This is a genomic window from Gordonia sp. NPDC127522 (genome assembly GCF_042672305.1).
Taxonomy (GTDB): Bacteria; Actinomycetota; Actinomycetes; order Mycobacteriales; family Mycobacteriaceae; genus Gordonia; species Gordonia hongkongensis.
Window position 1 is genome coordinate 17,490 of the sequence record NZ_JBHXVK010000012.1, and the last position, 19,672, is coordinate 37,161.

Consider the following 19,672-nt stretch of genomic DNA (forward strand, 5'->3'; position numbering starts at 1 on the left):
CCGCTCCCTGACGAGCCCGGAGCTTGCGGAGGGCGTCTCGAAGGGTCCCGCCTTCACCGTCACCGCCAACCAGCGGATGTCCGATGTGCCTGCGTTGCAACCGCTCACGAGTGAGTGCGTCGAACCGTTCCGCGCCGACCGCATCGCCGCGCGGCTCGACGGTCTCGGTTCGGTGAGTCCGGCGGATTGCGCCGACATCCACACCGATGTCCGCCTCGAGCAGGCGACCGTCGTCCAGGCGTTGCTGTCACGTGTACGCGGCGCCGACGCCGAGGCCGAGCACATCCGGGAGCGCCTAGTGGCGTGGGACCGGTCGATGACCGCCGACAGCACCGACGCGTACCTCTATGCCGAGTTCCGTACCCAGTTGGTTCTCGGGGTCGCGAGTACCGACGTGCTCGCGCCGCTGCGCGGGCCGCACGGGTTCCCGGCGGTGTTCCAGCCGTGGTTCGTGCCCGAGCCCCGTCTCGCGACCGCGCTGACCTCGGTCGTCGCCAACACGGCGGGGATCGGCATCGACATCGAGGCCGTGGCGGTCGCAGCCCTCGATGCCGTGGTGGCCCGGATCGGGGCCTTCGGTTCGACGCCCACGTGGGGCAGCGTCCACCGCCTGGCACCGATCCACGGATTCGACCTGGTCGGCGCATCGCCGCAGTACCCGGACCTGTTCGCCACCCTTCGTCCTGCACCCCTGCCCCTGGCGGGGGACGCCGAGTGCGTGTTCGCCAACGCCGCGGCGGTCGGCACCCACCTGTGCATCACGGGTGCCGCCGCACGATATGTGTGGGACCTCGCGGACCGCGGTGCGAGCCGCTGGATCGTTCCGCTGGGCGTGAGCGGTGATCCCCGTTCCGATCACTTCCAGGACCAGGCGCCGCGGTGGGCGGCGGGCGAGCTGATCGAGGTCGTCCGCGACTGGGATGTGTTGCGTGGCATGACCGCAGCAGCGTCGACGCCGACCACCGCCACATCGACCGAGAGGGAACCATGCCCGCGTTGACCGAAGCGCGACTGACGCTGTTGCGTCGTCGAATCGCGCAGGCCGGCGAACCCGCCCGCACGGCGCCCGCACCTGACGAACCGAGGACCTCCGTGCCGTTCGGCGAGTTCGGCACCGCCGAACGGCGGATGTGGCGGATCTACGAACTGGATCCGGAATCGGTGTCGCACAACATCGGACTCGTCCTGGAGTTCGGCGGTACGCGAACGCTCCGATCGGTCGTCGACTCCGCCGAGCTACTCGTCGAGCGCTTCGGGGTCCTGAGCTCGGTGGTCGAGGTCGACGACACGGGCACGCCGACTCGCCGCGCCGTTTCGCACGCGGGATCGTGGGACGCATCGGGCACGTGGACATGGGGCCTGCCGGACGCGGAGGCGACCGGACCCGTCGACGATGCCGACGCGATCGCGACCGCGCTGACCCGCACGCCATTCGATCTGACGTCGGATGTGCCGCTCCGGCTTCGGGTCTCGGGCTCGGACGGCGACGTCACGATGATCCTCGTGGTGCACCATCTCGCCGTCGACGACACCTCATGGCCGCTGCTGCTGGGCACCCTGGTGTCAGGTTCGTGGCCCGGGGACGTCACCGCCGACTCCCGCCCGGTCGCACCAGAGTCCTCGGCGGCCGCCGAGGACGCGGTGCGCCACGCCCTCACGACCTGGGCCGCCGAGGACGTCCGCTATCCGCTCAGCGGCGAGTTGCCCACCGAGAGTGCCGCCGACAGCTGGCTCTCGCCGATGGACGACCGCGACGGCATCAAGGTCGCCGCCCCGGTGGCGGCCGACTCGCTGGCCGCTTTCGGGCGGGTCGCCCAGACCGTCGGGGCCACCCCGAACGCGTTGCTGATCGGCGTGTGTTCGCTGGCCGCGTATGCCCTGACCGGCGCCGCCGATCACGTCCTGGTGGTGCCGGCCGACAACCGTCGTCGGACGCAGTCACCCCAGAACGTCGGATACTGCGGCAACATCATCCCGATGCGGTTCCGCATCGACCCCGACGCCACCGTCGAGCAGGCTCTGCGGGATGCGGGTGCGGTCATCTACCGTTCGATGGAGCACTCCGGCACCGACTTCGGGCCGATCCTGACCGCGTTGCGACAGCAGGGCAGCCGTTTTCCCGTCATCGAGATCATGGCGTCGGTCCGGCCCGCACCGTTGCGGGGGATTCCGCAACCCGCCGACGCCCCGGTCACCTGCCGGTCGGTGTTCAACGGGATCGCCAACTACCCGCTCTCGATCGCCTTCGAGGCCGACGACGAGAGCACCCACGTCGAGGTCGACCACCAGCCGGGGATCGTCCCCGACGCGGTGGCCGACCGCGCCACCGCAGTACTCACCGCGCTCGTCGACCTGATCCCGACGTCGTTGCACCAGAACGTCTCCGCACTCGTCGAAACCCTCGCCGAGAGCGCACCACAGAAGGGCAGCGCCGGATGACCGGCCTGCCACCGCGCCACCGCGCGCCAGAGTCAACAGGGGGGAACTCAGTGTCCGAAGACCGCCAGTCCGTGTGGGGTGCCTCGCGATTCGCCCGTCCCGGCGATGGCTGGGCCGACGTCGGGCGTGGCTTGGCCGAGGTCGCGGCCGCGGTCGGCGACGATCACCACGGCGCCCCGCTGCCGAGCGGTGACCCCGTCGCGGTGCTCGGCGGGGTGACGGCACTACTGGGCCCGCACGGAGTCCCGGAGAACGGGATCGGCGAGTCCGAGGCGCTGACCCGGCTCGCCCGCCTGGTGGCCGAGTTCGGACTGGACCTCACCCATCCGATGGCCGCGGCGCATCTGCAACCCGCTCCGCTGTCGGTCGCGGTCGCCGCCGACGCCCTGGCCTCGGCCACCAATGCCTCACTCGACACCTACGATTCCGGCCCGGCCACCCTGGCGCTCGAGACCTGGACCGTACAGTCGCTGGCTCGTATGGCCGGGTTCGGCGAACATGCCGGCGGCGTCTTCAGTCCCGGCGGATCGATCTCGAATCTGCTGGCGCTCATGATCGCTCGCGACCACACCGCTGCCCGGCGGGACATCGACGTGCGGCACGACGGCGTCGGGGCGTTGCACCGCCCGGTCGTCTTCTGCTCGCGCGTGGCGCACTTCTCGGTCCACCGCGCCTGTGCGGCACTGGGATTGGGCGAAACCGCGGTCATCCCGGTCGAGGTCGACTCGCATCACCGGATGATCCCGGAGGCGCTGGAAGCGGCCATCCGAGACGCCCGCGGAGCGACGCCACTGGCGATCGTCGCCACCGCGGGCACCACCGACTTCGGTACCGTCGACCCGCTCGGGGAGGTCGCCGACATCGCCGAGCGGCACGAGATCTGGATGCACGTCGACGCCGCCTACGGTTTCGGCTCGCTGTTCTCCGACCGCCTCGCCGGTCTGCTCACCGGCGTCGAACGCGCCGACTCGGTCACCCTCGACCTGCACAAGGTCGGTTGGCAGCCGGCGGCCGCGAGCCTCATGCTGCTGTCCGACGCCAATCGCTTCGTGTCCCTGAACCGTTCGGTGGCCTACCTCAACCCCGACGACGACGTGGAGGCCGGGTACAGCGGCCTCCTGGGTCAGACGCTGCAGACGACGCGACGGCCCGACGTCCTCAAGGTCGCGGCGACCCTCCTCGCCTACGGACGCCGCACCCTGGGTGACATGCTCGACAAGTGCAACGACCTCGCGGTGTACGCCGAACAGCGAATCGCCACCGAACTGCAACTCGAGCTCATCGCGCCGGTCACGCTGACCACCGTCGTGTTCCGGTATCGCTGCGCCGATCTCGACGCGGTCAACGGCGAACTGCGACGTCGGTTGATCGCCGACGGCAAGGCACTCATCGGCCGTACCCAGGTCCGGCTGCCCGGTGAGGAAGAGCCCCAGACCTGCCTGAAACTGACCCTCCTCAACCCGGAGACCTCGGAGAGCGAGATCGACGAGCTGTTCGACGAACTGTTGCGCGTCGCGCTCGAGGTGGAGTCGGAAGGCACCGCCGCACCCGGCGCGGAAGTCCACAGTGAAGAAATGGTGAGAGTGTCCGAATGACCCCTGTTGAGAACGTAGACGTACTCGCGATCGGTTGCGGCCCATTCAATCTGGGCCTCGCCGCGCTCGCCTCGACGCTCGACGACGTGAACCTCCTGGTCGTCGACTCGCGGGACGAGTTCCGGTGGCATCCGGGCCTGATGTTCGACGACGCCACCCTCCAGGTGAGCTTCCTGTCCGACCTGGTGACGCTCGTCGACCCGACCCATCCGCTGTCGTTCCTGAACTACATGGCCGACATCGATCGCATGTACCGGTTCCTGGTACGCGAGGACTTCTTCCCGACCCGCATCGAGTACGAGGCCTACCTGCTCTGGTGCGTGTCCCGGCTCGACTCGCTCCGGTGGGGCACCACCGTCGACGAGGTGGCCTGGGACGCCGAGGCCGACGCGTTCCGAGTCACCATGCACACCGGCACGAGCTCTTCGACGGTGATCGCACGACACGTGGTGGTCGGCATCGGCACCGAACCGTTCGTCCCGCAGGCACTCTCGTCAGACTCGCCCGCGGTGGTCCACAGCTCCGACTACCTGTTCAACCAGGAGAAGGCGCTCGCCGGCGACACCGTCACGGTCATCGGCTCCGGCCAGTCGGGTGCCGAGATCGTCATCGATCTGCTGGAATCGAACCTGCGCGGCGGACCCGCGGTCCGATGGTGGACGCGCACACCGTGGTTCGCGCCGCTGGACTTCACGAAGCTCTCATTGGAGATGACCACGCCGGCCTACATGGACTACTTCCACAGCCTTCCCGAGGCCGCGCGGGATCGGGTTCGCCCGCAGCACTGGCAGTTCCACAAGGGCATCTCCACCGATACCCTGGAACGCCTGCACGACCTGCTGTACCGGCGCCAGTTGCAGGACAAGCTCAACCCGGTGCAGCTGCGGATCTCGGTCGAGGTCGAGGGCGTCGACACCCTCGCCGACGGCAAGCTCCGGGTCCGCGGCCGTCACCTCGACACCGGCTCCGAACTGGCCCACACCACCGACATGGTCATCGCCAGTACCGGCTACCAGGCCCGCAGGGCGGACTTTCTGGCCCCGATCGAGTCTGCGCTGCACCGGGATTCGCGCGGACGCCTGGTCATCGGCGCCAACCACGAGATCGAGACCGACGACGCCCTGACCAACCGGATCTTCGTCGCCAATGCCGAGGAGCACGCGCACGGCGTCTCGGCCCCGAACCTCGACATCGGCGCGGTCCGCAACGCACGCATCCTGAACACCGTGCTGGGCCGCGAGGCCTACCGCCTGCCCAAGCACACCGCGTTCACCAGCTTCGGCGCGTCGGACGACGACGACATCGTCGCGCCGTAACCCGCTAGCCGGCTCACGGCCCGATTCGCCACGTGCGGCTCGGGCCGTTGTCGTTGTTGCCAAGTGGCTTCGACACGGCTCCTCGCTGCGCTCGTCGCCTGCTCAACCAGCGGTGGGCCCCCGCTCCCTGAGGAGCCCATGGCGACGGGCACCCCCTGCTCCCTGAGGAGCGCCCGGAGCTTGCGGAGGGCGCGTCACGAAGGGTCTTCGCAACCCGACTCGCCAGGACCCTTCGTGACGGCCTCCGCAAGCTCCGGCCTCCTCAGGGAGCAGTGGTTGGGCTCGCTCCAACACAACGAGTTCTTTCGTAGCCACGACGGCCGCCAGGCCGCGGATACTGAGGAGCGATAGCGACGAGCACCCCCTGCTCCCTGAGGTGCGAGGAGCGATAGCGACGAGCCACGAAGGGTCCGGTGACCCGAAAACGAACTCGCCCTCCGCATTCCGCGGAGGGCGAGTTCGATTAAGACCGAGCTCAGTTGGACGCCGCGGCGAACGACGGCTTCAGCAGGTCGAGGACGTACGGGATCGAGTTCGGCGTCGGCGCGTTGAGACCGGTGATCTGCGACTGGGTCATGAACGTGACGGCGTTGTCCTTGACCGCCTTCAGGTTCTTGTACCCGGGCAGCGACTTCAGGGTCTCCGCCTGCTCCGGGGTGGCCGTCGCCACGACGAGCACATCCGCGTCGAGCATCGGGATGTTCTCGGTGCTCAGCCCGAAGCGCGGCTGGCCGGTCCGCTGGTACTCGGCGACCAGCTTGGGAGCCATCTTCATCCCGAGCGAGGTGAACAGCTTTCCGGCGCCGTCGTTCTCGTCGCCGAGTACCGACAGCTGGTCGTTGCCGTACATGAACGCGAACGCGTAGGTCTTACCCTTCAGATCCGGGTACTCCTGCGCCACCGCCGCGATCTTCGCGTTGGTGTCGTCGATGATCGACTTCGCCTTCTCCGGGTCGTGCAGCACGGTGCCCATCACCGTGACCATGTCCTGCCAGGGATCGATCTCCTGGTCGCTGATGGCATTGACCGTCGGGGCCAGCTTCGAGATCTGCTGGAACTCCGGGCTGTCCGAGGCGAAGCCGGGTGCGAAGATCAGGTCCGGGTTCAGCTTGGCGATGGTCGTCGCGTCGTCGCCCTTGGTGGGATCGACGAACGTCGCGTCGGCCAGCTTCTCGCCGTACCACGGCTGCATCTCGCCGGTCGCCGACTTCGAGTAATCGTAGTACCCCACCGGCGTCTCACCGAACGACAGAACGACGTCGGTCCATTGGTCACCCAGGGTCACGATCCGCTCCGGGGTGTCCGGGATCGTCACCGACCGGCCGTCCGGCAAGTTGAGTTGGACGGTGCCACCGGCGGATTCGTCATCCGAGCTCGAGCAACCGGCCAGCAGGCCCGCGAACAGGAGTGCACTCGCGGCGAGTGCGCCCAGGCGTGGTCGTGAAATCACGTGAAGATCCCCCAATGGGTTGTCGGTGTCGTCCGGCGGACCGGACCGTGTCACCCCGCGCGGTCAGAGCGAGCAGGGCAGCAGGACGAATCCCGCGATGGTGCAGACGCTTCGGTTGGAGAGCTTCCACTTGTTGCCGCTCCACACGAACGTCATCGAGCGATTCTGGCTACCGCGGCCGACCACGCTGATCTGCAGCGGAGCGGTCAGCGTGTTGCCGCTGACCTGGACGGGCCCGACCATCTGGTAGCTGAGCCCGACGTTGCCGTAGGTCGTGATCGCGCGGGCGACGAGGTCGATCTGACGGAGCGCGCGCTCACCGCCCTCGAGTTCGGCGGCGCGTGCGGCGCGGCTGCCGTTGGAGTTCATGACGATGCGGACCTTGGTGTTGAGCTGTCCGGGCGTCAGCGCGGTCGGGCCGGCGGCAACGCTCTGCTGCGGGGCGGCCGTGGTGCCCGGCGCGGGAGCAGGTGCGGGGGCCGCACCCGGAGCCGGCGCGGCTCCTTCACCGGGAGGACCGACCGGTCCACCGATCGCTCCGCCGCCTTCGGGCACGTTTTCCGTCGGGGCCGCTGCCGGCGCTCCGGCCGGTGCGCCGGCGGGTGCGGGCTGACCCGGGACGGGCTGCTGGCCGGCAATGCCCTGCTGGGGCAGGGCGGTCTGCGCGGCACCGAGGTTGACGACGGTCGGCTGTGCGGCGGTGGCGGAGTCGTTGCGCTCGCTCACCACGATGCCCACCACGCCGATCGTCACGACGATCGCGGAGATGATGGCAGCGATGCCTGCCGACGCCAGGACGGTCGGGACGCTGACCCCGCCCGATCGGCGAGACGAACCGGTGTCCGACTCGCGGTGATCGACCCCCGAGTAGTAATCGGCCCCGGCCGGGTCCTGGTAGTTGACGTCGTTGCTCATGTTGTTCTTTCTCCGTGTATGTCTTCGCCCCCGCCGAGCCGACGGCCACCTGTATATTGCAGCCCTCGGACCCCGGATTACAAGGCAAGCCTAAGCTCGCACCCCCGTCAGGTTGACGGGAGGGCCTCCTGAAGTACTTCGTCGAGCGCGGACACGAATCGTTCGGCGTACCCGGGTAGCGCCCGCGCGTCGGTGACGACGCCGAACGTGGTGGTGTGTCCGAGGATCAAGGCCGTCACCGACAGCGAGTAGCCCGCGAGCGGCGACAACGGTGTCAGGGTGACGATCGAACGCCCCAGCACCGACCGGACCCGCGAGAAGCCGGGGTTGATGCCGATGTGGATGTCGGGGTGCATGTGGGACATCGACGCGTTCACGATCGCGCGTTGCAGACCCCACAGCGGGGCGCGCGGCAGATCGTCGGCGGCGGCCAGGTACAGCTCCGGCTTGCGCGTTGCGATCGTCTCGAGTTCGCTTCGCGCACGGCCGATCTGACGCGACAGATCAGGCTCGTTGCCGAGCAGGTTGAGGAGCGCCACGGACACCGCGTTGCCGGTGTGCCGGAACTCGTCGTCGAGGGGCACGGGCAGTGTCACGCGGACGACGTCGGCCTGTGGGGACGCGGGCGGGTTGAGGCTGATCGCGCGGCCGATGGCGGCAAGGAGGAACTCGTGAACGGTCGCACCGTTGCCCTTGGCCGCCTTGCGCAGCGTCCGGGTCGACGCGGAGAACAGGGCGTACTCGCGCTCGCCCGACTTCGTCAGTGCGGGCCAGGCCCGTTTCTTGCCACCGCCCGCCGCGTGCTGGTCGCCATAGGCGGCCTTCGCCTCTTTGAGTTCTTCGGGATCGATGCCGCTGATCCGGAAGCGGGGACTGGTGGCGAATCGCTCGAACTCCGCGAGATCGTCGGGTTCCCCGTCGGCGAGGAGGGCGGCGAAGGCCGCCCCCGCGATGCCGTCGGAGATGCTGTGGTGCACCCGGAGCAGGACCCATTGTCCGACACCCTCGGCACCCGCCGACGGTGTGAACAGGGTGATGTCCCAGAACGGGCGCGGACGCGGCAGCGGCGACTCGAGCAGTTTCGTCACCCGTCGCTGGAGATGGGCGCGGTCGGTGAACCCGAACTCGGTCACGTGCTCGCCGGCATCCCAGCTGTCGTCGGCGAGCACCACCTCGGGCTTGCGCCAGCGGCCGTTGCGGATGCCCAGCCGGAAGATCTCGAACAGCCCGGCCCGCTCCCGGACCCGCGTCCGCACCTCGTCGAGGCCGAGCAACGCCCCGTTGCTCTCGAGCTGCAGGAGCATCGACCAGTGCATGGGCGCACTGTCTTTGTCCATGTGCAGATAGGTGTGGTCGGGCGGCGCGAGTTCGGTGACACGCGCGTCGGCCGGCGCCTGGCTGGCTGGGCTGTTCATGGGATGACCGCCTGGGTGAGAGGGACGATGGCTCGAGCGCTTCAGGACACCGGCGAGCCGGTGCCGTGGAGTTCGGAGTCGACGAACATGGCCTGGTACCGCTCGGTGTCGGGTTTCATCGCCGCCGCGACCAGTTCCCACAGCACCTCGTCGGTGCCGCCGCCGACTCGGGCCAGTTTCATGTCCCGCCACCAGCGACCGATCGGGGATCCGGTCTCGAGGTAACCGATCCCGCCGAAGATGTGCAGGCACTCCGACGCGACCTCTTCCCCGAGGTTGGCGGCGGTGGCCTTCAGTGCCGCGGCGGTGCGCAGGTTGATCTTGCCCTCCGCGGCGACTCCGGCCAGCGAGTAGCGCAGGACGTCGACCCTGGCCTGCAGATCGGCGACGCGCAGCCGGAGCGCCTGATGGTCGTAGAGCTTCTTGCCGAATTGGGTGCGCTCCACCATCCGGGCGAGTGTCACGCCGATCATCACGTCGCACGCGGCGGCGATCTGGGCGGCCACCGAGTACCGCTCGTGCGCCAATCCCCAGCTGATGATCGCCAGGCCCGTCCCCGGCCGGGCGATCAGCGCCTCGTCGGGGATCCAGGCGTCGATGGTCACCGGCGCGGTGTCGAGGGGCCCGGCGCCGAGTTTCGCATATGGCTTCCCCACCGTCACCGACTCGATCGGGACGGCGGCCAGCGCCACGTTGCCGCCCACGTCGGGACCGTCGTCGACGCCCCGGCAGACCACGAACACGTGGTCCGCGATCGGCGAAAGAGACACGAACTTCTTGTGCCCGACGACGCGGAACCCGCCGTTCTCCGGCAGGATTCGGGTCTCGGAGTTCTGTAGATCCGACCCGCCCTGCTCCTCGGAGGCCCCGATGCACAGCACCGTCTCGGCGGTCAGGGCGCGCTGGGCCAGGTCTCTGAGGTAGTCGTTGCGGCCGAAGCGGCGGAGGATGGCGATGGCCGAATCGTGCAGGCTCACACCCACTCCGATGGCCGCGGAACCCAGCGCGCCGAGATGTGCGCCGAGGGCGAAATGGTCGTGGAGGTCGGTGACCTTGCGGTCCTCCCACTTGCGGACGAAGACGCCCTCGGCACCGAGGTGTTCGAGCAGGGGCCGCGGGAATCGGTGATCCCGCTCGGCCTGCGCCGTCCACGCCGTCACCTGCTTGTCGAACGCGGCGTCGAGCAGTTCGGCGTACGTCTGCACTGGGGTCTCCACAGTCATGTCGGGTCCGGGTCCTCTCAGGCCGGGGTGCCGGCCTTCGACCGGATGAGGTCCTCGAGGTCGCCGACGGTCTTGGACTCGAAGAGCTCCCGTTCCGACAGCTTCACGCCGAGACGCTCTTCAATCGCCACCACGCCGATGGCGAACGCCACCGAGTCCAGCCCGAGGTCGTCGATCAGCTTCGAGTCGCGGCTGATGTCGCCGAGCGCGAGGTCGAGGTCCTCTTCGAGGATGCCGCGCAGGGCTTCGGTGATGTGGTCGGACATGTGGTGGCTCCTGGGGTGGTGATGTTCGGTCGAAAGTATCGGTCGGTCAGCGCGGGACCACGTACGGGGCGACGCTGGCCAGCTTCTCGCAGGTCTCGGTGAACTCGCGCTCCGGCGTGGACTGGGCGACGATCCCGGCACCGGCACGCAGCCATGCGCCTTGCCCGGACGAGAAGATGGTGCGCAGGGCCAGGGTCGCTTCGAGCTCGCCCGTCGACGAGGCGGTGAGGATCGCGCCGGAATACAGGCCGCGGCGTCGGGGCTCGAGACGGTCGATCGCCTCCACGGCCGGGGTCTTGGGGATGCCCGACGCGGTGATCGACGGGAACACCACCTCGAGTGCACGCCACGGCGTTTCGTGATCGGCGAGGGTCCCGCGCACGGTCGAGGCCAGATGCTGGACGCTCCCGCGCTCACGAACCTCCATGAACTCGCTCACGGCCGTGGTGTCCGCAGTGGCGATCGAGGAGATCTCGTCGAAGCACGCACGTACCGACATGGCGTGCTCGGCGATCTCCTTGGCATCCGAGAGCAGGTCGGCGCGGGCCGCCGCGTCCTGCTCCGCGGAGATCCCGAAAGCCCTTGTGCCGGCCAGCGGTTCGGTGACCACGGTCCGGTCGTCATGCACCGCGACGACGAGTTCGGGACTGAACCCGGCCGCCTGCAGGTCACCGAGCGAGAGCAGGTAGCTCCGGGCGGGGTTGTTGTCGGCGCGGCCGCGGGCGTAGGTGGCCGGGATGTCGACGTCGAACGGGATGTCGACGGCACGCGAGAGGATCACCTTCTGGTACCGGCCGGCTTCGATCTCGGCGACAGCGGTGGCCACACGGCCCCGGTAGTCGTCCGGGTCGGACTGTACATCCACCGGCCGCGACTCGCCGGAAACGGTGGCTCGCGAGGCGATCTCGAGGAGACGACCGGCACTCTCGGCGTCGAGCGACCCGGTGTCGACCCCGTCGGCATCGACGGTCGCCTCGAACTCGGGAACGATGAGGTGCGCCAGCACCGTGTCCTCGGGAACGCGCTCGAGGATGCCGTGATAGGGCGCGCAGAAGTCGAAACCGACCCAGCCGTAGACGCGCCAGTCGGGAATCGACAGCGACGCGGTCGCGGCGGCGAGCGCGTCGGCGGGGTCGCCGTGCCAGGGCGTCGTCGTGCGGTCGCCCTGATCGTCGACGATGACCTCACTGCGCGTGATCACCACGCGGGCGCGGACACCGGCCGCAAAGGTCCAGCGCCGGTCACGCTCGTAGACGACATGGTCGCCGAATTCGCCGGAGCCGGCCCAGGCCGCCGTGATCCGCGCGGCATCGGACTCGCTCAGCGGCGAGGCCGGCGCGAGCAGGTCGACGAACTGCGCGGCGTGCGATTCGGTTGTCAGCGACATGTCCTTCGTTCCTCCGGTCGTGATGCACTCGAGCACCGATGATCATAGGGAATCTTAGGGCAGCCTAATCAAACAATCCCCCGCGGGTCGATAGCCGGCCTCCCGCCCTGCATCGACCGGTAAGGTTACCCTATCCTGCCTGTGTTTGAATGAACTCATGCCGACGCATCTCGACCCCGCGACCGATCTGCTCGACGGTTTCGCTCCCCACACCGACGCACAGGCACAGAAGTACCGCGACGCCGGCGTCTTCCTCGACCGCCCGTTGTTCGCCGGCCTCGATCTGGCCGCCGAGCGAACTCCCGACTCCCCTGCGCTGACCGATGCCTCCACCGACGGGCCGCGCACGCTCACCTATGCCGAGTTCCGCGACGCCACCCTCCGTCGTGCCGCCGGTTTCGTCGCGGCCGGACTGCAGCCGACGCAACGGGTCGTGTTGCAGCTGAACAACTCCCTCGACTTCGCGGTCACCCTGTACGGCCTCCTACGCGCGGGTGTCGTGCCGGTGATGACGCTGCCCGCGCACCGGATCTCCGAGATCGCCCATCTCGCAGCCGGTGCCGGCGCGGTCGCCTACATCGGTGAGGACGGCCGCCGGGGATTCGACTACCGCGAGCTCGCGACCGAGCTGCAGTCACGGGTGCCCGACGTCGCGCAGGTCTTCATCTCCGGCGAACCGGGTCGATTCACACCGCTCCCCGACGCCGACCCCGCCTCGGTCGAGCTCCCGGCTGCCCCCGACGCCGGGCTACCCGCCCTGTTCCTCGTGTCGGGGGGCACCACCGGACTGCCGAAACTCATCGCGCGCACGCACGACGACTACGACCTCAACGCCCGGCTGTCCGCGGACGTCGCCGGCCTCACCGCCGACGACACCTACCTCGTCGCATTGCCGGCCGCGCACAACTTCCCGCTGTGCTGCCCGGGAATCCTGGGCGTCTTCGGTGCGGGCGGCCACGTCGTCTTCGCCGACAACCCCAGTCCGGACAACACTTTCGAGCTCATCGAGCGGCACCGCGTCACGGTGACCGCGCTCGTCCCCGCGCTCGCGCAACTCTGGTGCGCGGCGACCGAGTGGGAGCCGGCGGACATCAGCTCCCTGCGCCTGCTGCAGGTGGGCGGCGCCAAGCTGGCCCAGTCCGACGCCGTCGCCCTCGACGGGGCCCTCGGCCCCGTCGTCCAGCAGGTCTTCGGCATGGCCGAGGGGCTGATCTGCTACACCCGGACCGACGACCCACGCGACCTGGTCCACCAGGTGCAGGGGGCGCCGATGTCGGCGCTCGACGAGGTACGTGTGGTCGACGAGGACGGAGCCGATGTCCCCGACGGGGAAGAAGGCGAACTGCTGGTGCGGGGGCCGTACACGATCCGCGGCTACTACCGCGCCGCCGCCCACAACGAGAAGTCCTTCACGCCGGACGGCTTCTACCGGTCCGGGGACAAGGTCACCAGGCTGCCGTCGGGGCACCTGGCCGTGACCGGCCGCATCAAGGACACCATCGTGCGCGCCGGGGAGAACGTCGCCGCCGACGACGTCGAGGAGAACCTCCTCGCCCACGATTCGGTCCGGCAGGTCGCGGTGGTCGGGCTGCCCGACGACGCGCTCGGTGAGAAGATCTGTGCGGCAGTCGTGCTCTCGCACGAACACCCCCCGGCCCGTCCACTCGAGCTGGCCACGATCCGCACCTTCCTCGCCGACCGCGGACTCGCCTCCTTCAAACTGCCCGACGTGGTCCGCGTCGTGCGCACACTGCCGGTCACCGCAGTAGGCAAGATCGACAAGAAGGTGCTCCGCGAGACATTGCTGTCGGAGCCGTCGGCGGGCTGAGCCGAGTCGGAGCCCGTTCCTCACACCGGCGCGAGGAGCGCGACCACCGCTCCATAATCCGAAGAAGGAAGCGCATAACCCCTGCTCCCTGAGGTGCGAGGAGCGATAGCGACGAGCCTCGAAGGGTCCGGCGAGGAATGTTCCGGAGCCGCCGAGGCCAACCTTCGGATCACACCGGCGCGAGCGTCACGATCCCGGGATGGCCGTCGAGGTAGTGCTTGGTGAACGTGCACACGGGTCGTAGACGGGCGCCTTGTTCACGGGTGTAGTGCACGACGGTGCGGGTGAGTCGGGTGGCGAGACCGTGTCCGCTGTACTCGTCGTAGAGCACGGTGTGCAGCACGGTGATGGTCGTCTGACCGTCGACCGTCTCGGTCGAGTAGCCGAGCACGCCGACCAGGTCGCCGGCGACCCACAGTTCGAACCGGTCGCGGTCGGGATTGTGCACCACCTGCGCGATCTGTTGCAGGATCGACTTCGCCGACTGTGGTGGTCGCTGACGATGCTTGCGTAGCACCCGACCCTCCTCACCTCTTGATCGTGGACATCGGACCACTGACATGTGCCGTCCGAACCTCGGCATCGGCCCCGCTTGTGATCCGGGTCACACGGTACCTTACGGAACCGTAACTGCCGACCCCGATCGTCCGGTCGTCGCACATCGAGACGGTCGCGCGCACCCCTACGACCCGAACGAACTCCGCGCTGTAGGGTGGCGGGCGCACGACAACTACACCGCGGGGGCTCTCACGACGACCGAGGGCTGAGATGGCGACAGGCGGTCGCCGACCGCTCGAACCTGTCCGGATAATGCCGGCGTAGGGAGCAGCCATGGGCACACGTGTATCCGGTACCCGATCGGTCGACGAGCAGTCCTTCACGGGACTCCCGGTCGCGCAGCGCGGGTCCGCTCCGGTACGGGTCCTGACCATCGCGGGTTCGGACTCCGGCGGGGGCGCGGGAATTCAGGCAGACATGCGCACCTTCGCCCTGCTCGGGGTGCACGGGTGTGTCGCGGTGACCGCGGTGACGGTCCAGAACTCGGTGGGCGTGAGCGGGTTCGAGGAGATCTCACCGCAGACCGTGGCGGCGCAGATCGACTCCGTGTCCGGTGACATCGGTGTGGCCGCGGCGAAGACCGGGATGCTCGCGTCGGCGCCCATCATCGAGGCCATCGTCGAGCAGTGCCGCACGAGCGGTATCGGCCGGGACACATCCGTTCCGCTGGTGGTCGATCCGGTGTGCGCGTCGATGCACGGCAACCAGCTGCTCGCCGACTCGGCACTCGACACCCTGCGGCACAGCCTGTTTCCCCTCGCGACGGTGGTGACCCCGAACCTGGACGAGGTTCGCCTGATCACCGGGATCGAGGTCACCGATACCGCGTCGCAACGCGACGCGGCCAGGGCACTGCTCGATCTCGGGCCGCGCTGGGCGCTGGTGAAAGGCGGGCACCTGCGAAGCTCGGACCACTCCCCCGATCTGCTCTACGACGGCGACCAGTTCATCGAGCTCAGCCACGAACGCATCGACACTCCGCACGACCACGGCGCCGGCGACACCCTCGCCGCCGCGATCGCGTGCGCGTTGGCACATGGATACGAGGTTCCCGAGGCGGTCGGCTTCGGCAAGGACTGGGTGACCCGTTGTCTGGCCGCTGCGTATCCACTGGGCGCCGGCCACGGTCCGGTCAATCCGCTGTGGCGTGTGGGCGTCGGGTCGGCGGACTGACGCGACCGGGCCGGACCCCGAGAAGCAGACAACGCTCCCCGACGGCGACCGGCGCCATCGGGGAGCGTTGTCTGTGTCGAGGGACCGTCAGGCGGTTCCGCTGAGGGCCTTGCTCTTCAGGTGTTCGAACTCCTGGGGTGTGATCGCGCCCGAGTCGAGCAGGTTCTTCGCGTCGGCGATCTGCTGCGTCGGCGAGGTGCCCGCGACAGACCGGATGTACTCGTCGGACGCCTGCTTGGCCTCGCTGTACGCCTCACGCTGACGCTCGGCCATCCCCTTGCCCTTGGCGAGTAGGTAGACGATCGCGGTGATGTACGGGAAGACGATCAGAAAGATCACCCACGCCGCCTTCGCCCACCCCGAGGACGCCTTGTCCCGGAACAGGTCGCTGATGATGTGCCACAGGACGATCAGGTATGCGACGAACGCGAAGATGACGATCGTGTACCAGATGAAGTCCCAGAATGAATCCCACATCGGAGTGTCTCCCTTGTCTAGAAGAATCGGCGCTCGCACGCCGAGCACATGAACCGATATGAAGCATTACACAGCACCGACCTCGACACCGTGACGAACTGGAAAGATGTCCGTGAAATCGTGTGAAAAGACCAATGCGGGCGCGATTCCTCGGATTTCGCCCCGCACGATCACAACTTCGCGAAGGGCGACATGGAATCTCACCCGGTAGGTATCGAGAAGGTCGAGCTCGGTCTCGACACGTTCGGGGACATCACCGCCGAACCCGACGGCACATTGCGCTCGGGATCGCAGACCCTGCGCGACCTGCTCGAGCAGGCCATCCTCGCCGACACGGTCGGCGTCGACTTCCTCGGTGTCGGTGAGCATCACCGCGACGACTACGCGGTGTCGGCACCCGAGGTCGTACTCGGCGCGATCGCGGCGCGCACCACCCGGATGCGTCTCGGTTCGGCCGTCACCGTCCTCAGTTCCGATGATCCGATCCGCGTGTTCCAGCGGTTCTCGACAGTCGATGCGTTGTCGTCGGGTCGCGCCGAGGTGATCCTCGGGCGCGGGTCGTTCACCGAGTCGTTTCCGCTGTTCGGTTTCGACCTCTCCGATTACGAAGAACTGTTCAGCGACAAGCTGGCCCTGTTCGCCGAACTGCGCACCGGCCGACCGGTCTCCTGGTCGGGTTCCACGCGCAGTCCGCTGCAGTCCCAGACGGTCTACCCCGAACTCGAGAACCCTCCCCTGCCGACGTGGATCGCGGTCGGCGGCAGCCCGGAGTCGGTGGTACGTGCCGCGTCGTACGGCCTGCCGCTCATGCTCGCGATCATCGGCGGCGACCCGCTGCGCTTCAAGCCGTACGTCGATCTCTATCACCGCGCCCTGCGCGAGATGGACAAGCCGCTATTGCCCGTCGGCGTGCACTCACCGGGACATGTCGCCGACACCGACGCGCAGGCACGCGACGCCCTATGGCCGCACTACCGCGAGTACGTCGGACGCATCGGTCGCGAACGCGGTTGGCCGCCGCCGACCCGCATCGAGTTCGAGCGGTCGACGGGACCCGGCGGCTCGCTCTACGTCGGGTCGCCCGACACCGTTGCCCGCAAGATCGCGTCGACCGTCCAGGCACTGGGACTGAGCCGATTCGACCTGAAGTATTCGCACGGGACACTCGGCCACCCCGAGCTCATGCGCAGCATCGAACTCTATGGGACGCAGGTCATCCCGCGGGTGCGCGAACTGCTCAGCGTCGGGTCAGGGTGAGCTGAAAGTCGCCCGCGGGATCGGTCCACGCCGACACGACGGACAGTCCGGCCGACTCGAGTTCTTCCGCGAGCGCCCCGGGCTGGAACTTGGTGCTGATCTCGGTGTGGATCTCGGTTCCCGCGGGCACCCGCCACGATCGGCCCAGCACACCGAAGTACGCGTCGACGTCCCGCCGGGCGCGAAGCCACATCTCGACGCGGTGCTCGCCCGGATTCCAGCGGGCGATGTGTTCGAAGTCGTCGGCGTAGAGCCCGCGAGCGTCGAGGCCGGCACGGAGCACCTCGATCATGTTCCGGTTGAAATCGGCGGTCACACCGGCACTGTCGTCGTAGGCGGCGACGAGCCGCCCGGTGTCCTTGACGAGGTCGGTACCGAGGAGGAAGTAGTCACCCGGGGACAACGAGCCGACCATCGAACGATAGAACTCCGCGCGCGCAGCAGGATCGAAGTTGCCGATCGTGCCACCGAGGAACACCGCGAGGCGCGGGCCGTCGGCGGGCGGGAGATCCAGGTCGGGCTCGGTGAAGTCGGCGACCACGGGGACGACGTCGATCCCGGGATAGTCGACGGCGAGCACTTCGGCTGTCGTCGTGAGCATCTCGGTGCTGACGTCGACGGGGACGTAGGTCGGACGCTCACCGTCGGCGGCCGCGTCCACGAAGGCGTCGAGCAGCAGACGCGTCTTGGTCGATGTGCCCGAGCCCAGTTCGACGATGACGTCGGCACGGGTCGTCGAGGCGATCTCGGCCGACCGCGCGCGCAGGATCGCGGTCTCGCGGCGGGTGGGATAGTACTCGGGCAGACGGGTGATCTCGTCGAAGAGCTTGCTGCCGCGCTCGTCGTACAACCACTTCGTCGGGAGGACCGGCGGTTGCTGCCACAATCCCGAGAGTGCGTCTGCGGCAAGGCCCCCGATGGCCGTGTCCCCGGTGGTCGCCGTCACCGGGGTGTCGCTGTCGAGGCTCATCGGGCCAGCCGGAGTCCCGAGAAGACCCAGCGCGACGGCGCCGGGAAGAAGTTCCGGTACGTCAGTCGTTCGTGACCCACAGGCGTCACCGCGCTCGCCCCGCGCAGCACATGCTGGTCGGACATGAACTTGCCGTTGTATTCACCCACCGCGCCGTTGGCGGGCACGAAGCCGGGATAGGGCAGGTACGCACTGGCCGTCCACTCCCACACATCCCCGATCATCGCCGCACCGACGCGGCCGGGATGACATCGGTCCGGGTCGAGCAGGGCCCCGCGCTCGGTACCCAGTGAGCCGGCAGCGATCTCCCACTCGAATTCGGTGGGCAGCCGGGCCCCCGCCCAGCGGGCGTAGGCGTCGGCCTCGTAGAACGAGACGTGCAGGACGGGCTCGTCGGGCACGATCCGCCGCCGACCGGACAGGGTGTACGTCGTCCAGTCCGACGGGTCGGTGGAGCGCGCACCCGTTTCGTCGCGCCAGTATCCCGGTGCGTCCCATCCGGTCTGGCGGATGGTCGCCCACCCGTCGGACAACCAGAATTCGGCGCGCCGGTAACCGTCGTCGGCCATGAACTCCAGCCAGTCGGCGTTGGTGACCGCGCGGTCGGCTATCTCGAAGTCCTCGAGATACACCCGGTGCCGGGGGCCCTCGTTGTCGTAGGAGAATCCGCTGCCCAACGCGCCGATCTCGTTGACGCCGCCCTCGAACTGCCGCCAGCCCAACGTTTTCGCGATGCCCGGTTCGTCGGGTTCGCGATCGACGTACACCGGCCCGAACGTATTGGTGGAGAAGAGATGCTTGATGTCCATGAGCAGCAGCTCCTGGTGCTGCTGTTCGTGATTGAAGCCGAGTTCGACGAGTTCGAGTGCGGCCTCGTCGAGGTCGCCGCGCTCGAGGAGATCCACCATCGCGGCGTCGACATGCTCGCGATAGCGGGTCACATCGCGGACACCCGGCCGCGTGACGAGACCGCGATCAGGTCGTGGATGCCGTTCTCCCACAGCCTCGTAGTAGCTGTTGAACAGGTACCGGAACGTGTCGTCGTAGACCTTGTACGCGGGGTCACGCCGCAGGATGAACTCCTCGAAGAACCAGGTGACGTGCGCCCGGTGCCATTTCGCCGGGCTCGCCTCGGTCATCGACTGCGGTGTCTGGTCCTCGGGCGAAAGCCGTTCGGACAGCGTGTCGGTCAGGGCGCGGACGTCGAGGTAGCGACGCGCGACATCGGTGACGACACCGTTCGCCGGCGGGCTCTCGGCGGACCGGGTGTCTGTGGACTGGGGACGAACCGACGGTTCGGTGATGCTCACTGGATAACCTCCCGTGGCAAAGCCTGGAGCGGCCGGCGACGACTTCGCCGATCTCCGCATCCATCGTCATGACGCTTGCCGTTCCTGTCAACG

At 68.4% G+C, this 19,672-nt stretch carries 17 protein-coding genes and 1 riboswitch; of the genes, 7 read left to right on the forward strand and 10 right to left on the reverse strand.

What is annotated here, in order from left to right; all coding sequences use genetic code 11:
* The 4 genes from ACFVHY_RS17385 to ACFVHY_RS17400 form a co-directional block, all read left to right on the forward strand.
* Nucleotides 1-1,000, forward strand: a 1,000-nt coding sequence (locus ACFVHY_RS17385; RefSeq protein ID WP_390274097.1) for a penicillin acylase family protein, incomplete at its 5' end; no start/stop codon positions are given.
* Complete coding sequence (locus tag ACFVHY_RS17390) at nt 988-2,439, forward strand: condensation domain-containing protein (RefSeq protein WP_390274099.1); 1,452 nt, start codon at nt 988-990, stop codon at nt 2,437-2,439. The genes ACFVHY_RS17385 and ACFVHY_RS17390, both read left to right, overlap by 13 nt.
* A 50-nt stretch (nt 2,440-2,489) precedes the next feature.
* Nucleotides 2,490-4,034: a pyridoxal phosphate-dependent decarboxylase family protein gene (locus tag ACFVHY_RS17395; RefSeq protein WP_390274100.1), complete on the forward strand. Its 1,545-nt coding sequence runs from the start codon at nt 2,490-2,492 to the stop codon at nt 4,032-4,034.
* Complete coding sequence (locus tag ACFVHY_RS17400) at nt 4,031-5,350, forward strand: lysine N(6)-hydroxylase/L-ornithine N(5)-oxygenase family protein (protein ID WP_390274102.1); 1,320 nt, start codon at nt 4,031-4,033, stop codon at nt 5,348-5,350. Before ACFVHY_RS17395 ends, ACFVHY_RS17400 begins: the two co-directional genes overlap by 4 nt.
* A 475-nt stretch (nt 5,351-5,825) precedes the next feature.
* Here ACFVHY_RS17400 and ACFVHY_RS17405 read toward each other — a convergent pair whose 3' ends face one another.
* The 6 genes from ACFVHY_RS17405 to ACFVHY_RS17430 form a co-directional block, all read right to left on the reverse strand.
* A complete protein-coding gene (locus ACFVHY_RS17405) occupies nt 5,826-6,800 on the reverse strand; it encodes an ABC transporter substrate-binding protein (RefSeq protein ID WP_058251432.1) in 975 nt (324 codons plus the stop codon).
* Between the two features lie 63 nt (nt 6,801-6,863).
* Nucleotides 6,864-7,715: a hypothetical protein gene (locus ACFVHY_RS17410; protein WP_068971153.1), complete on the reverse strand. Its 852-nt coding sequence runs from the start codon at nt 7,713-7,715 to the stop codon at nt 6,864-6,866.
* Nucleotides 7,716-7,822: 107 nt separating this feature from the next.
* A complete protein-coding gene (locus tag ACFVHY_RS17415) occupies nt 7,823-9,130 on the reverse strand; it encodes a wax ester/triacylglycerol synthase domain-containing protein (RefSeq protein WP_390274105.1) in 1,308 nt (435 codons plus the stop codon).
* A 41-nt stretch (nt 9,131-9,171) separates the two neighbouring features.
* Complete coding sequence (locus tag ACFVHY_RS17420; protein WP_338856677.1) at nt 9,172-10,353, reverse strand: acyl-CoA dehydrogenase family protein; 1,182 nt, start codon at nt 10,351-10,353, stop codon at nt 9,172-9,174.
* Nucleotides 10,354-10,370: 17 nt separating this feature from the next.
* Complete coding sequence (locus tag ACFVHY_RS17425) at nt 10,371-10,619, reverse strand: acyl carrier protein (protein WP_058251371.1); 249 nt, start codon at nt 10,617-10,619, stop codon at nt 10,371-10,373.
* A 46-nt stretch (nt 10,620-10,665) separates the two neighbouring features.
* A complete protein-coding gene (locus ACFVHY_RS17430; protein ID WP_390274107.1) occupies nt 10,666-12,006 on the reverse strand; it encodes a salicylate synthase in 1,341 nt (446 codons plus the stop codon).
* A 157-nt stretch (nt 12,007-12,163) separates the two neighbouring features.
* On the opposite strand from ACFVHY_RS17430, the gene ACFVHY_RS17435 reads away from it, so the two are divergent.
* A complete protein-coding gene (locus ACFVHY_RS17435; protein WP_390274110.1) occupies nt 12,164-13,834 on the forward strand; it encodes a (2,3-dihydroxybenzoyl)adenylate synthase in 1,671 nt (556 codons plus the stop codon).
* A gap of 169 nt (nt 13,835-14,003) precedes the next feature.
* On the opposite strand, the gene ACFVHY_RS17440 is transcribed toward ACFVHY_RS17435, so the two are convergent.
* Entirely contained in the window at nt 14,004-14,351 is a 348-nt protein-coding gene (locus ACFVHY_RS17440; RefSeq protein ID WP_390274112.1) for a GNAT family N-acetyltransferase, read from the reverse strand.
* 210 nt (nt 14,352-14,561) lie between these two features.
* A riboswitch (TPP riboswitch) is annotated at nt 14,562-14,676 on the forward strand.
* Here ACFVHY_RS17440 and thiD point away from each other — a divergent pair.
* Nucleotides 14,666-15,565, forward strand: a complete 900-nt coding sequence (thiD, locus tag ACFVHY_RS17445) for a bifunctional hydroxymethylpyrimidine kinase/phosphomethylpyrimidine kinase (protein WP_390274114.1) — start codon at nt 14,666-14,668, stop codon at nt 15,563-15,565. Its footprint overlaps the riboswitch before it by 11 nt.
* A gap of 87 nt (nt 15,566-15,652) precedes the next feature.
* Here the strand turns inward: thiD and ACFVHY_RS17450 are convergent, their stop codons facing one another.
* Complete coding sequence (locus ACFVHY_RS17450) at nt 15,653-16,042, reverse strand: PLDc N-terminal domain-containing protein (protein WP_390274116.1); 390 nt, start codon at nt 16,040-16,042, stop codon at nt 15,653-15,655.
* A 192-nt stretch (nt 16,043-16,234) separates the two neighbouring features.
* On the opposite strand from ACFVHY_RS17450, the gene ACFVHY_RS17455 reads away from it, so the two are divergent.
* The gene (locus tag ACFVHY_RS17455; RefSeq protein ID WP_068971199.1) at nt 16,235-17,299 is read left to right on the forward strand and encodes an LLM class flavin-dependent oxidoreductase; all 1,065 of its coding nucleotides are present in this window, start codon (nt 16,235-16,237) and stop codon (nt 17,297-17,299) included.
* Here ACFVHY_RS17455 and egtD read toward each other — a convergent pair.
* Both egtD and egtB read right to left on the reverse strand, forming a co-directional pair.
* Complete coding sequence (gene egtD, locus ACFVHY_RS17460) at nt 17,280-18,269, reverse strand: L-histidine N(alpha)-methyltransferase (protein WP_058251376.1); 990 nt, start codon at nt 18,267-18,269, stop codon at nt 17,280-17,282. The genes ACFVHY_RS17455 and egtD overlap by 20 nt on opposite strands.
* A complete protein-coding gene (gene egtB, locus ACFVHY_RS17465) occupies nt 18,266-19,579 on the reverse strand; it encodes an ergothioneine biosynthesis protein EgtB (RefSeq protein ID WP_390274119.1) in 1,314 nt (437 codons plus the stop codon). The genes egtD and egtB overlap by 4 nt, the downstream gene beginning before the upstream one ends.
* Nucleotides 19,580-19,672: the final 93 nt, after the last annotated feature.